Genomic DNA, 15,054 nt, shown 5'->3' with positions numbered 1-15,054 from the left:
TTGATGAACATTGCAGAGTATTCGATACGCCACAAAGTCATCAGTTGGATGTTTGTGTTGCTACTACTCGTGGGTGGTGGCGTCAGTTTTACTGGTTTGGGGCAACTAGAATTCCCCGAATTTACCATTAAAGAAGCTTTAGTGATCACGGCTTATCCCGGTGCATCGCCTGAGCAAGTTGAAGAAGAAGTGACATTACCGCTCGAAGATGCCCTGCAGCAACTCGACGCCATTAAGCATGTGACTTCAATTAATAGTGCGGGTTTATCACAAATCCAAATCGAGATTAAAGAAAGCTACGATAAAACCAGCCTGCCGCAGGTGTGGGATGAAGTGCGTCGTAAAGTCAATGATGCTGCGGGAAACTTGCCGCCGGGCACAGCAACGCCACAGGTGATGGACGACTTTGGCGATGTATATGGCATTTTATTTAACCTTTCGGGACCTGATTACAGCAACCGCGAGTTGAGCAATTACGCCGACTATCTGCGCCGCGAGCTAGTGCTAGTACCTGGAGTAAAAAAGGTTTCTGTTGCTGGCAACGTCACTGAGCAAGTCGTAATTGAAATCTCCCAGCAAAAGCTGTCGGCACTGGGGTTAGATCAGAGCTATATCTATGGTTTAGTGAACAATCAAAACGTCGTCTCTAACGCGGGCAGCTTAGTGATTGGCGATAACCGTATCCGCATTCATCCCACGGGCGAATTTAGCAATGTGCAGGATCTCGCGCGTTTGATCGTCAGCCCTCCGGGTAGCTCTGAGCTGATTTACCTTGGCGACATTGCCAATATTGAAAGGGATTATGACGAAACCCCTAACGTGCTTTATCACAATAAAGGTGAAGCTGCGTTATCGCTGGGGATTTCTTTCTCTAGCGGTGTGAATGTAGTCGAAATCGGGCAAAAGGTCAGTGACCGTTTAGCCGAGCTTGAATCGCAACGCCCAATCGGCATGAATTTAGCGACGGTTTATAATCAAAGCCAGGCGGTAGATGAGACAGTTAACGGCTTCTTAATCAACCTAATGGAATCCATTGCCATAGTGATCGCCGTGCTTCTGCTGTTTATGGGATTGCGCTCAGGCCTGCTGATGGGCCTGATCTTACTGCTGACGATTCTAGGCACTTTTATCGTGATGAAAGTGCTCGGGATTGATCTACAGCTCATCTCCCTCGGCGCACTCATTATTGCCCTTGGTATGTTGGTCGATAACGCCATTGTCGTTACTGAAGGCATTTTAATTGGTATCCGTCGCGGTAAGACCCGTTTGGAAGCGGCCAAACAGATAGTGTCCCAAACCCAGTGGCCGTTATTGGGCGCGACTGTGATTGCCATTATTGCCTTTGCCCCCATTGGCTTATCGCAAAATGCCGCCGGTGAGTTCTGCCGTTCTTTATTCCAAGTGTTGATGATTTCACTGTTTATCAGCTGGATCACCGCCATCACACTCACGCCGTTTTTCTGTCATCTGTTATTTAAAGATGCGCCGAGCGATGAAGAAGCCCAAGACCCCTACAAGGGCTGGTTCTTCAGCTTATATCGCACAAGCTTAATTGTGGCACTGCGCTTTAGGCTGGTGAGCATACTGCTGGTTATCGCTATGCTTTTCAGCGCTGTAGTGGGCTTTGGTCATATCAAGAATGTGTTCTTTCCTGCTTCTAACACGCCGATTTTCTTTGTGGATATCTGGATGCCAGAGGGGACTGACATCAAGGCGACCGAGCGTTTTACCGCTGATATTGAGAAGTTAATGCTTACGCTGGACGAGCAAAAAGACGTTGGGCTAAAACACTTAACAACCGTTATTGGCCAAGGTTCGCAGCGTTTCGTCCTGCCCTATCAGCCAGAAAAAGGCTATCCCGCCTTTGCCCAGTTGATTGTAGAAATGCAGGATTTAGACGCAGTTAAAGCCTATATGCCAGAATTAGAAACCTTGTTAAATCAACGTTTCCCGCATGCACAATATCGTTTAAAAAACATGGAGAACGGCCCTTCGCCCGCCGCCAAAATTGAGGCACGCTTTTACGGTGATAACCCTGAAGTGCTGCGCGCTTTAGGTGCTCAAGCCGAGGCGATTTTCCACGCCGAACCAAGCATGGATGGCATACGTCACAACTGGCGTAATCAAGTGCCGTTGATCCGTCCGCAACTGGAAAATGCCCAAGCGCGCGAAACAGGGATCAGTAAGCAAGACCTCGACAATGCCCTATTGGTTAACTTTAGCGGTAAGCAAATAGGTTTATACCGAGAAACCAGCCACTTGTTGCCGATAGTCGCCAGAGCGCCCGCCGAAGAACGTTTGCAAGCGGACAGCCTATGGAAGCTGCAAATTTGGAGCAGCGAACACAATACCTTTGTGCCCGCCACCCAAGTAGTCAGTAGCTTCAACACTGAGTGGGAAAATCCGCTGGTGATGCGCCGCGATCGCATGCGCATGCTCGCAGTAATGGCCGATCCTAAGCTTGGTAGCAATGAAACCGCCGATTCTGTACTGCGCAAAATCAAAGACCAAGTCGAAGCGATCAGCTTGCCCGCGGGTTACCGCTTGGAATGGGGCGGTGAATTTGAAACCGCAGGTGAAGCACAAGCGTCGGTATTTAGCTCAATTCCCTTAGGTTATCTGGCGATGTTTTTGATTACCGTATTCTTGTTCAACTCAGTGCGTCAGCCCTTAGTGATCTGGTTTACTGTGCCACTGGCATTGATTGGGGTTTCAGCGGGACTCTTGTTGTTCGATGCGCCCTTCAGCTTTATGGCACTACTCGGATTACTGAGTTTGTCGGGCATGGTGATTAAAAACGGTATTGTCTTGGTCGATCAGATCAACCTCGAGCTCAGTGAAGGTAAACCAGCCTATTTTGCCTTAATCGACTCCTGTGTCAGCCGTGTTCGTCCAGTGATGATGGCCGCGATAACCACTATGCTCGGGATGATACCGCTGATCCCCGACGCGTTTTTCGGTTCTATGGCGATTACAATTATTTTCGGTCTAGGCTTCGCTTCTCTGCTGACGCTCATCGTACTGCCAGTGATGTACAGCCTAGTATTCAATATCAAAGCGACGGCAACAGGAGGTCAATCACCCAGCTAACCTGCTCCGCATTTTATCCAAAAACGCTTCCCGGCGCGGCCGGTCAGTCATTCGTGGCTGGCTGGCCATTTCATTTTTGATCTATTGCGGTTTGAGGGACCATTTAAACAAACACATCCATTAGATGGACAAGTTTGGCAAACTGAGATTGATCTTTAATTACGATAACTAATATGACTGATAAATAAATATATTAATTAAAAACATGAACTATCAGTTCCATATTTTCACCGCTAATACGGGACAATTACCAGTTACACACATTTACACGAGTAAATAGCAGCGGTATATTTAGTGCTGATTATTCATTTACAATGCCATCTGAAATACCACTACCTATAACTAACAACATAAATAATGTTATTAATTTGTTGGAATACTAATTTATGTTTGAGAAACATCATGAAATTACGCTTTGATAGCGTCCAGACGATGAGTAAACAGACAATATTACTGGCAGTTATTAGCACTTTACTAATACTCACTACAATCCCGTTTATCTGTAGGTCATTCTGGCTCGCACTTGTACTATTATGGTATGTTTTTTGTAGTTTTTAATTCTAAAATCAATTAGAAATCTGTCTAATCAAAAACTTTATTGCTTCAAACAGACAAAATTTAAGTCATTTATACATAACATCAGCCTCACTACAAAACATTGCTTTTAATAGAGATTAGCTAAAAAAGAGTTTTCGATGAAATATGCAAAGAAAATTTTATTTGTGACTATTAGAGCACATCTAATTTATACGGTAATATTTTTACCGAGTACTTTCGCAGAAAATATCAATTATAGTCATTATGGGCCACTTCGTGTGCATGCCCAATCACCTACACAGGCGGGTAGCTTAACGCCTCTACTTCGTTCAGGATTTGCACTGCCTGAAGGGAAAAAAGAGATATACGGATCTGCAACAGTAGCAAGTGTATGGGCTGAAACTGACGATTACTATGCTGACTATTATCATAATTCTCTTAATGGCGGAATAAAGTGGCAACTCACTGAAAAATGGATGTTTGATACTAATTATAAGTGGAGTTTTAGTGGGGATAACCATCTTGACTCGGTCACTATCTGGTTTCATGATGCATTTGGTGTGGGTCAAAATGGCCGCGACAATACAATCAAAGACAAAAACCAAATATTTTCAAAGAATGGTATAAATCAACCTGATCTTTCTGGCGATACGCTAACGAATGCCCTAAATTTCTATTTAGAATATCAATTGCTTAGTGAGGATAATTATGGTCTATCAATAGGTGGCAGCTTATATTACAACCATGTTAATTCTGGCCCATTTGTAGATAACCGTTTTGAGCAAGCACTACAGCTGAATTATAGCTATACATCTGGAATGCATCATTTTTACTCCACAACAGGTATAAGCTTTAGACGAAATGATGAAAGTCTATCTGGAATAGACTATAAAGACCATGCTGTAATGTTATCTTTAGGTTATGAGTATTTAATGGGACGCCATGGTTGGCTTATTGAATTACATCATTATGAAGGTTTACTCAAAACAGATAATGACTTTTCAAAACCTTCCCACGAAGTATTTCTAGGCTATAGGTATTATCTGAATAACAGTGCAATTGAATTTACTATCGTCGAAAACCTACTCAACATGGACAACAGCACTGATATTGCTTTTTCTCTTGGGTACAGAGTCATGATTTAAAAATACCTTACTTTATCGCATGAATGCGATAAAAAAGCTTTTCTCTAATATCATGTTAACTCTTATGCTGAGTGAGCGGGTTATTAGTATTGGAGTTTTTTTAAGAGTGAAATGGCTATTACGGGGAAGTGAACCAGCGGCACAGGTCAGATTGATTCAGTGGGCCACTGGTATCTAAGGCATATTAGGGAGAAAACTCAAGCGAATAAACGCGATAATCAAATGAGTTAATCCAATAACAAACTAACGCAACAAGCGACTAAGACAATACGAGACTCATACTAAGACTAAGACTAAGGCTTAGGGTCTTTGTCCTGTTCTTTGTCCTGCGCTTTATCAGAGAGTTGATGGCTAGCGGGTTTGATATCACTTGGATCGACTTTATGTTCAAAGTCCCCCTCAAACACATTACCGTCCTTTTTCACACTATCATCAAATGGCGCTTGGCCAAATGGGTCCTGTGGCTTAGGCCGAAAGGGACCTTGGCCCGCTTGAAAGCCACCGTGCATTGTGCCCTGTAAACCGGCAACAACCCGTAACTGCATGCGTTTGAACAACAAGGCAGCAATGGGACGACGGGTTAATGGCGTCAAGAATAATAGGCCAATAGCATCGGTCACAAAACCGGGGATCACGAGCAAGATGCCCGCCATAGCTAACATCATACCTTCAACGATTTCTTGCCCCGGTGCTTCACCGCGGGCGAGTTTTTGTTGTACTTGCATTAAGGTGTTTAAGCCTTGGCTGCGAACCAGAGAGACCCCGAGCACGGCGGTAAACAGCACTAAACCTATGGTCGTCCAAGTGCCAAGCACTTCACCCACACGGATCAGCACCGACAGCTCTATTACTGGGATCAGCACAAAGAGTAAAAAAATAATGAAAAACATACCGACCTCAGGTTTATCTGACTATCTCTGTAAACTAAATGGGGGTTATCCGGTCTTAATTCAAGTCAGGATAACCATTAGGACGAAGTAAGGGAGCAAAACACTGATATTTAGCTCACCCTTTTGTTAACCCGCTAATGTATGAGACCATTAAAACACGTAAAGTAGCCTAACGAAGTTGGCTTAAGCGAACTTTAAGATTCTTAAGAGACGATACCTAACACTATGCAGCATCAGTATTTAGTGGTTAGCACTACCTGCCCCGATGAAGTACAAGCCAATACTTTGGCTCGAGCTTTAATTGAGTCGCGTATTGCCGCTTGTGTTCAGATTTCCGCCCCGATACGTTCAATTTATGCTTGGGAAGGAAAAATCTGTGAAGAGCAAGAATTTAGCTTACAGATTAAATGTTTACAAAGTCGATATACAGAGTTAGAACAACTTGTGCTTAGGCTTCACCCTTATCAAGTACCCGAAATTATTGCCGTGCCTGTGACCCACGGGCTACCAGCCTACTTAGATTGGATAAAAGACAACACTCAGCCATGAAAAAACTACTCAGCCTTATTTTCACTTCTTTATTGCTTCTTGCGCCCTTAGCTCATAGTGAAGGAGTTTTCGGTACCAAATTCGACTTCATGAAGGGTGAGCCTGAATTGATGCCTGTCGATCAAGCATTTGTCTTCGATTCCAAGCAGGAAGGTAATCAGGTCAAACTCAATTGGGTGATTGCCGACGGTTACTATATGTACCGCGACAAGCTTAAATTTAGCGTCAATGGTGCCGAGTTAGGCACGGTCGCTCTACCAAAGGGAAAGCCCCATGAAGATGAGTATTTTGGTAAGCAAGAAGTCTATTATACCTATGTCGATATTCCCGTTGGTTTAAAACAGGCCGATGAAAATGCCACACTCACAGTGACCTTTATGGGTTGTGCCGAAGGTAAATTGTGTTATCCACCGACCAAGCATGAAGTCGTTTTAAAGGCGATTGCAGCCAACGATGGCTTAATTGCAGGCGCCGAATCAACCACGACGACTGAGCAAACCAGCACTGAGCCAAGCACTGCCGATAAAGCCAATACGCAACCCATTACTCAGCAAGATACCCTGAGCCAAATGCTGTCGAACGACAGTTTAATTTGGACTTTAGTGATCTTCTTTGGTCTAGGTGTCGGTCTGGCATTAACGCCCTGCGTATTTCCTATGTATCCGATTTTGTCGGGTATTATTGTCGGCCAAGGGCAAAAGCTCTCAACCGCAAAAGCCTTTACCTTGTCCATGGCTTATGTCCAAGGCATGGCAATCACTTACTCTATCTTAGGATTAGTGGTTGCATCGGCGGGACTAAAATACCAAGCGGCATTACAACATCCTGCCGTATTAGTCGTACTCGCGATTTTGTTCTTTGTGCTCAGCTTATCTATGTTTGGCCTATACGATTTGAAACTGCCATCGAGCTGGCAGGAGAAGATGAACTCAGTCTCGAATAATCAAAAAGGCGGCAACTTAGTTGGCGTGTTCTTAATGGGCGTGATTTCTGGCCTTGTCGCATCACCTTGTACTACCGCGCCGCTGTCGGGTGCACTCGTTTATGTGGCGCAAACCGGCGACCTACTCCAAGGTTTCTTAGCCCTGTATGTACTCAGCATGGGTATGGGATTACCACTACTGATTATCGGCACCTCAGGCGGTAAATTATTACCGAGAGCCGGCGCTTGGATGGACATCATCAAGACTATCTTCGGATTCCTGCTGATCGCTGTATCTATCGTGATGCTTGGCCGCATTTGGACAGGCGTAACATCCGATGTGCTTTGGTCACTGTGGGGCGTAAGCTTCACTGGCTACTTGATGCATCAGAACAAACTCAGTGAATTTAACTGGAAACAAACTGTACGTTCAGTGCTATTAACGCTGGCACTACTGGCGAGCTTCTCCTACGGATTCCAAGCTGTGATGGGACACTTTGGTTTTAATAACAATTCCGTAGGCACTGCGGCGACGACCGAAGAAGTCCATGGCTTTAAACGCATTAAATCCATTGAAGATCTTGAGCAAGAAATTGCAGCCGCTACCGCCCAAGGTAAGCCTGTGATGCTCGATCTGTACGCCGATTGGTGTGTTGCCTGTAAAGAGTTCGAAGCCATCACCTTTAAAGATGCCGACGTGTTAGCCCGCATGAATAAAATCGTACTGCTACAAGCGGATGTGACTAAAAGTGACAAGGTCGATGTGGCCTTACTCGAAAAATACAATGTGCTCGGTTTGCCTACGCTGTTGATGTTTAATGAACAAGGTGAGCAAAGGGAAGATTTACGCGTGACTGGTTTTATGGGCCCCAAAGATTTTGCCACCCATTTAGATCATCTCGTGAAATAGTAACGATTTAGGCTTAGACCAGCGGAGTGATTTAGTTCACGCGAGTTTTAACAGCCAAGTGTATTTACCGCAACACCAATAAAAAGCGGACTTTTTTCATTAAAAGTCCGCTTTTTTATCCAAGTGTCATAGATTTCTTATACAATCACTTACAATTTTAGACTTTTTAGATTGGAGCATCATGGAACCAGGCATCCTCATTATTACACTCATCTGCGGCATGCTCGTCAGCCGTATAGGACTCCCTCCGCTCATCGGCTACTTAGTGGCAGGCTTTGTACTGTTCATCTTAGGAATAGATAAAGAAAGCCTGCCATTACTGCAAGAACTCGCCAGCCTAGGCGTCACTTTACTGTTGTTCGCCATAGGGTTAAAACTCGATATTCGTAGCCTGTTCAAGGCCGAAGTATGGGCGGGTTCGAGTGTGCACTTAGTGCTCTCGATCGTGATTTTTGTGCCGATTCTGAAACTCTTCGGCTTACTGGGCTTAAGCCAACTCACGAGTCTGAACCTAGAACAACTGACGTTAATTGCCTTCGCATTAAGCTTCTCCAGCACCGTATTTGTGGTCAAAGTGTTAGAAGATAAAGGCGACGTGCAATCCCTCTACGGCCGGGTCGCTATTGGTATCTTGATTATGCAGGATATCTTCGCCGTACTGTTTTTAACCATTTCTAAAGGCGATGTACCTTCGGTATGGGCCTTTGCATTACTCTTACTGCCACTGGCTAAACCGCTCATCTATAAAGCGTTCGACCGTGTCGGCCACGGTGAACTCTTAGTCCTTTTCGGCCTAGTTATGGCACTCGTGGTTGGCGCTTGGTTATTTGAATCTGTTGGTTTAAAACCCGATCTCGGCGCACTGATTATCGGTATCTTGTTGGCGGGCCACAAAAAGTCCTCCGAGCTGGCAAAATCCCTGTTCTATTTTAAAGAACTCTTCCTCGTTGCCTTCTTCTTAACCATAGGACTCAATGGCTTACCTACGGTATCGGATATCGTCCTCGCGGCGCTATTGGTGTTGTTAGTGCCACTCAAAATTCTGCTGTTTGTTTACATTCTTACCCGCTTTAAGCTGCGTTCGCGTACTTCTATGTTGGGCTCATTTAACCTAGGTAACTTCAGTGAATTCGGTTTGATCGTCGCCGCAGTAGCCACCTATAAAGGTTGGTTACCTCCTGAGTGGCTAGTGATCATCGCCGTGGCATTAAGCTTTAGTTTTTTACTCGCCGCGCCACTTAACGCCACCGTCGGTAATATCTACCAGCGATTCCAGCAGCGTTTAATCAAGCTTGAAAAACGCCCGTTACACCCAGAAGACAGACCCATCGCCATTGGCAATCCACGCTTTTTAATCTTAGGCATGGGCCGTATTGGTAGCGGTGCCTATGATGAACTCAGGGAACAATTTGATGGGGAAATTCTCGGTATTGAACACAAGCAAGACTTAGTCGACTTACATAAAACAAAGGGTCGCAATGTAGTGCAAGGTGACGCCTCAGATACCGACTTTTGGGAAAAACTCGACAGAGCACCTAATCTTAAACTGGTACTGCTAGCCATGCCGCACCACGCGGGAAATATGTTTGCAGTTGAGCAACTCAAAAAACTGAATTATCAAGGTAAAATCAGTGCAATTGTGCAGTACAGTGATGATGCCGCGGCGCTTCGAGAATCGGGGGTACACAGTGTGTACAACCTGTACGAAGCCGCAGGTGCCGGTTTTGTGGATCATGTAATTTACGAGCTATTGCAAAACTCGGAGAAAAACACAGTTCAAGCGGAAGATACTGTACAAGTGCCTGATCCTAAACTTAATGCGGAGCCACATAGTTAAGTGCCTGCTAATGCTGCATTAAATTAAAATCACACCATAACAGGTCGCACAAACGAGCAGTAACAGCCTCTGCTAGTTTGTGCGGCATCCAACTAAATGCTGACTAATCTTTACAAATCAATTAACTAGATAAAACACTCAATACGCTATTTTGCATCCTCATCCCAGTATCGATTTACTCATTGCAGCCTATCGCCATTTCAGCAAAAAATCTCAGTTACATCACTGACTCAGTCGTGATATAAATCGATGACGGTAACGAAATTAGCTCAGCTTTTTTGGAATTTTTTACAGCATGTCAAACCCTGCGCAACGCGCCACAAAGTTATTTGTCCAAACCTTTGGCACTAAAGCCGACGATTTATATCAAGCCCCTGGGCGAGTCAATCTGATCGGTGAATACACGGATTACAACGACGGTTTTGTACTCCCGGCAGCCATTAATTTTCATACAGTCATTGCGGTAAAACGCCGTGAAGATACTAAATTTCGAGCCGTCGCCGATGCGTTTCCCGGACAAATTAAAGAGTGGGTTTTCGGCCAAGAAAACGACATGGACCCGCAAGATGGCTGGGTGAATTACCTCAAAGGTTTTACTGCAGCTATGGCGCAAACTGGCTTATTAGCCAAGGGCTTAGACTTAGCCATTGTGGGCGATGTGCCACTTGCTGCAGGTCTTTCATCTTCGGGCGCACTCGTTGTCGCCTTCGGTACAGCCATTAGTGATACCAGCCAACTGCATTTATCCCCAATGGCGGTGGCGCAACTCGCACAGCGCGGCGAGCACAGGTATGTTGAGTCGGCCTGTGGCATCATGGATCAAATGTGCAGCGCCATGGGTGAGCAAGACCATGCACTCCTGATTGACTGCTTAGATCTCGATAGCGAAGCTATTCCCATTCCAGAAAACCTAAGCCTTATCATCATAGATGCCCATATCGAGAAACAACGCTTAGCTGCGACCAATGAGCAACGTCGCACTGAGTGTGCACAAGCGGCAGAGTACTTTGGCTTAGATGCACTGCGTCACCTCGATTTACGCCAACTAGAAAGTGCAAAGGCCGATTTAGATGAAGTGCTATACCGCCGAGCGAAACACGTAGTCACTGAGAACCAAAGAACTCAAAATGCTGCCCGCGCCCTAGAGCAAAATAACATCCAAAAATTCAGTCGTTTAATGGCTGAATCCCATGCTTCACTGCGTGATGATTTTGAAGTCACACTGCCCGAATTTGATACTTTAGTTGAAATTGTTAGCCAAGTGATCGGCGAACGTGGTGGCATCCGCATGACCGACGGCTGCGTGGTCGCCTTAGTCGACCATGAACTGACGGACGCTGTTGTTGCCGCCGTTGAACATGAATTCTTCGAAAAAACCGCCATCGATGCCACAGTGTATTTATGTTCCGCCAGCGCTGGCGCGGGCCGCATCGATAACTAGCCCGAACAGGCAATTTGCTAGAACAAGCACTTAGCCGCACTTAAACCAAAGACAACCGAATAGAGTGACTACGCCGTCGATAACATACGAATTCATCACTGAACTTTATGCTGTTGATGGCAAATGATAGGGTTAACATACTCATTTAACACAATAAGCAGTGAGCATATTCAACACAGAGGGAAGCTAAATGGTACGTTTCAGTGTTTTGGATCCTTGGACAGATCCCCGCGGCGGTGAAATCGAACGGGTTCGGATCGACAATGGCATACTCGCATTAGAAGTCATCAGCTTAGGCGGTATTATCCGCGCTCTGTGGACCCCTGATAAACACGGCGAACGTGCCAATATCGTTTTAGGTTGTGATAGCGCCGAAGATTACTTGACCCAATCGGCTCATTTAGGTGCCATTGCAGGCCGCTTTGCAAATCGCATCGCTAACGGCAAAATGCACTATCAAGGTCATGATTATCAATTAGATGTAAACCAAGCGACTAACTGTTTACACGGCGGCCATGAGGGTTTTAATCGTAAAAACTGGCAACTAGGTCAACTCCCCGATGGTGTGCGTTTGACCTTAATGAGCCCAGATGGCGACATGGGTTTCCCCGGTAATTGCACGGTTCAGCTGGATTACCGCCTCGCAGGCAATAATTTGTACGTAGAAATCTTAGCCTCCGTCGATAAAGCCTGTCCCGTAAGCCTCACCCAGCACAGTTATTTCAACCTCGATGGTTCAGAGACCAATCACGAACATCTGATGCAAATCGATGCCAAGCGCTATCTGACCATGAACGATGTCAGTGTTCCCACTGGGATTGCCGATACAACTGGGTCGATTTTCGATTTAAGTCAACCAATACGCTTAGGTGATAAGCTGCATGCCGCTGAACTCGCAAGCACTCGCGGTTATGATCACTGTTATATGATGAATAATCCCGATGGCTCACTCGCCCGTTTTGGCTGTTTAAGCAGTCCCATCAGCGGTCGCGCTATGACGGTTTATACTAATCAACCGAGTGTGCAGCTGTACTGTGCTAATTTTTTAAATGGCACTGTAGGTCGCAATCAACAGGTATTAAATCAACATCATGCTGTGTGTTTAGAGCCGCAAATGCTGCCAGACTCACCGAACCAAGGCGAGCGCTTTGGTGATAACGTTTGGTTAATGCCAGGCAAGGTTTATCACCACATCAGTCGTTATCAGTTCGATGCCGATGCGTAGCCATTCGCAATAAAAATTGAGAAAACGAGGAAAGCGCGGTTTAGCAGAAGGGAATAAATAAAGCGATAAGGAATAAAATAAACACTACTTTATTCCTTACACTCACAGTGTTAGCCCTTAGGCCGACACTGTGTTAATCATCAAAATCATCGCCCCAATCATCGTCAAAATCCACGCCAACGGCATCAGATTCGACTTCTGGTTCAACTTCAGGCTTCGCCTTACGTACAGGCGCACTTTCCTTCACGTTGTTCAAGTCAATGCGAGCTTGATGTTTACTCATAAATTGAGATCTTGCCGCCTTCCATGCACCACCAAACTTAGCCTCAGCAGCTTTTAACGCAGCCTCATCTAAGTCGTATAGGTTCACTTTGACTATATCTTCCACATACTCAATGATCGCATCGCGATCGGTATTGTATAGGTAGATACGTCCTGGGGAGGCATCGGGCAGCTGGTTGTCATGGACGACAATCGCGTTGCCTTTCGATGTTCTCAGCTCACCATACCAAACCTGTTTCTTTGCTGTGTTATACATATATGCTAATACCCTTAAATCAACACATACACCATGAGTTTTTTAGCCTGAATAAGCGAAGCATCGCTTGCTTTGATCCACGAATAGCGCCTGAAAGTCTCTGACGTTTTCAACTGGGTATTTTTACAGAATATTTCCGATAATCAATGCCTCATACCATGAAATTTTCACTAATTACGAATTAATTTCTGCCAAAGTACCCAAAAAGTTTAATCATTAACGACTTTAGTCTAAAAAATCGACGCGGCAAGTTTTATTCCCAAGAAAAAGCAATCATATCTATGGTGTTTGATGAGTCATCAACGTTAACAATTCGAGGTTGCTGTAAAGTTAACCATCAAGGTTATCCATGAAGATTTAATTACAGCGCTACAAACTCATATTTACCGAACAATGACTAAGCCACTATGATGTCAGAATGTCTTCTAGATTGACTCGAATGGCAGCGACTTAAAGCAAATATGTCGCTGCAAAACCAAGTATGCCTAGCTCAAATGACAGTCAGTATTACTTTGCCCCTGTGCTCACCCGACTCCATCAAAGCATGGGCTTTAGCGGCCTGTGCTAATGGAAAGGTTGCAAAAATATTGGGGACAATTTTAGGGGCGTTTAACAACGGCCAAACTTTCTCCAATAACTCAGCGGCAATGGCGGCTTTGGCCTCCACGCTCTGCGGTCTTAGGGTCGACCCTGTCCACATGATACGTTTTGCCATCAGGCGGAAAATCTCAACCTCGGCCTTAGGCCCCCGTTGCATAGCTACCGACACCATACGCCCGTCCATCGCTAAGGCTTGTAAGTCAAGATTGATAAAATCACCACCCGCGATATCAAATACCACGTTTACGCCCTTATCTTGAGTGAGTGCCATCACAGGTTCAACAAAGTTTTGAGTACGATAGTTGATGACTTCAGCGGCGCCAAGGCTCAAGCAATAATCGCGTTTCTCATCCTGTCCCGTCGTCGCTATCACTTTTGAACCCAGCGCACTGGCCAACTGAATAGCCGTACTACCAATGCCACCTGAGCCACCGTGGATCAGTACCGTCTCGCCCGCTTTGAGTCCCGCACGCATAAACAGGTTACCCCATACGGTGAAGAAGGTTTCTGGCAGCGCAGCCGCCTGCACATAACTAAAGCCCGTCGGGATCGGCAAACAATGGGCAGCATAGGTGAGCACATACTCGCCATAACCGCCGCCCGGCACTAAGGCACATACCTTATCGCCAACTTGCCATTGGCTCACGCCGTCACCGAGGGCACAAATATCTCCAGCAACCTCAAGACCAATAATCGGTGATGCACCCGGTGGCGGTGGATACGCGCCCACCCTTTGTTTAACATCGGGGCCATTCACTCCTGCTGCATGTACGCGGATCAACACTTGCCCCGCCGCAGGGACAGGCAAAGGCGAGCGCGATAGCCGCATCACCTCGGGCGCCCCAGGTTGCTCAACATGAATATGGGTGTACTCGCTTGGTAAAGCTGACATAAAAGCTCCTGTGAGAATGGCGCCAACCTAATAGCAGATTGCTATGCTTAAACGGTTCATTTGCTAAACCTTAATGCGGCTAAGCTAGCGCAATTTCAAGCCAAATAGCCACAGTTATTCCATTCTATATTCCATCACACTCAATCAAGCGGCTGACGTTAACCATTTGAACTGAAAGCTGAACCTAAGCTGAACAGAAAAGATGTATCAAAAAAATATTATGACAAATACTAGGGTCTGTTGATCTTTCGAGAGTGATTTTTAGACAGCATGGCAAGACGTTATAATTTGCTTCGCCAAAAGTAACCATAACCTCAAGCCATGCCAAGACTTATGCTAACCGATGAACGCTGGGAAAAGCTATTTCATTTAATGAAAAGCACAGGCCGTGTTTATGACAAACCTGAACATAGACAAACATTCGAAGGTATTCTTTACCGCCTTAGAACAGGTATCCCTTGGCGAGATTTACCTAAAG

The 15,054-nt window shown here is 45.5% G+C and carries 11 protein-coding genes; 8 read left to right on the top strand and 3 right to left on the bottom strand.

All coding sequences use genetic code 11. The features are described from left to right. Positions 1–3 precede the first annotated feature (3 nt). Positions 4–3,090 (top strand): efflux RND transporter permease subunit, encoded by a 3,087-nt coding sequence (locus L5L77_RS10135; RefSeq protein ID WP_263191728.1) that lies wholly within the window; start codon positions 4–6, stop codon positions 3,088–3,090. Between the two features lie 695 nt (positions 3,091–3,785). Further along, complete coding sequence (locus tag L5L77_RS10130) at positions 3,786–4,772, top strand: DUF3187 family protein (protein ID WP_263222671.1); 987 nt, start codon at positions 3,786–3,788, stop codon at positions 4,770–4,772. Between the two features lie 293 nt (positions 4,773–5,065). Here L5L77_RS10130 and L5L77_RS10125 read toward each other — a convergent pair whose 3' ends face one another. Then, positions 5,066–5,662, bottom strand: a complete 597-nt coding sequence (locus L5L77_RS10125; protein ID WP_263222670.1) for an FxsA family protein — start codon at positions 5,660–5,662, stop codon at positions 5,066–5,068. A gap of 225 nt (positions 5,663–5,887) precedes the next feature. On the opposite strand from L5L77_RS10125, the gene cutA reads away from it, so the two are divergent. From cutA to L5L77_RS10100, 5 genes are all read left to right on the top strand, one after another. Then, positions 5,888–6,211: a divalent-cation tolerance protein CutA gene (cutA, locus tag L5L77_RS10120; protein WP_113940010.1), complete on the top strand. Its 324-nt coding sequence runs from the start codon at positions 5,888–5,890 to the stop codon at positions 6,209–6,211. Continuing rightward, positions 6,208–8,043 carry a protein-disulfide reductase DsbD gene (locus L5L77_RS10115; protein ID WP_263222668.1) on the top strand — a complete coding sequence of 612 codons (1,836 nt, stop codon included), beginning with the start codon at positions 6,208–6,210 and terminating at the stop codon, positions 8,041–8,043. The genes cutA and L5L77_RS10115 overlap by 4 nt, the downstream gene beginning before the upstream one ends. A 181-nt stretch (positions 8,044–8,224) precedes the next feature. Next, positions 8,225–9,880, top strand: a complete 1,656-nt coding sequence (locus tag L5L77_RS10110; protein WP_263222666.1) for a cation:proton antiporter family protein — start codon at positions 8,225–8,227, stop codon at positions 9,878–9,880. A 295-nt stretch (positions 9,881–10,175) separates the two neighbouring features. Next, positions 10,176–11,321 carry a galactokinase gene (gene galK / locus L5L77_RS10105; protein ID WP_263142063.1) on the top strand — a complete coding sequence of 382 codons (1,146 nt, stop codon included), beginning with the start codon at positions 10,176–10,178 and terminating at the stop codon, positions 11,319–11,321. 190 nt (positions 11,322–11,511) lie between these two features. Then, positions 11,512–12,546 carry an aldose epimerase family protein gene (locus tag L5L77_RS10100; RefSeq protein ID WP_263222664.1) on the top strand — a complete coding sequence of 345 codons (1,035 nt, stop codon included), beginning with the start codon at positions 11,512–11,514 and terminating at the stop codon, positions 12,544–12,546. A gap of 133 nt (positions 12,547–12,679) precedes the next feature. On the opposite strand, the gene L5L77_RS10095 is transcribed toward L5L77_RS10100, so the two are convergent. Next, positions 12,680–13,084, bottom strand: coding sequence for a hypothetical protein (locus L5L77_RS10095; protein ID WP_263181798.1), 405 nt, complete (start codon positions 13,082–13,084; stop codon positions 12,680–12,682). Between the two features lie 490 nt (positions 13,085–13,574). Further along, positions 13,575–14,576, bottom strand: coding sequence for an NAD(P)H-quinone oxidoreductase (locus L5L77_RS10090; protein ID WP_263222661.1), 1,002 nt, complete (start codon positions 14,574–14,576; stop codon positions 13,575–13,577). A gap of 321 nt (positions 14,577–14,897) precedes the next feature. On the opposite strand from L5L77_RS10090, the gene L5L77_RS10085 reads away from it, so the two are divergent. Continuing rightward, a partial coding sequence (locus L5L77_RS10085; RefSeq protein ID WP_263185135.1) for a transposase occupies positions 14,898–15,054 on the top strand: 157 nt, incomplete at its 3' end.

Source organism: Shewanella sp. SM29 (genome assembly GCF_025654245.1).
In the GTDB taxonomy this organism is placed as follows: domain Bacteria; phylum Pseudomonadota; class Gammaproteobacteria; order Enterobacterales; family Shewanellaceae; genus Shewanella; species Shewanella oncorhynchi.
The sequence above is the reverse complement of the archived record's forward strand: the minus strand, read 5'-3'. Positions and strand labels throughout refer to the sequence as shown.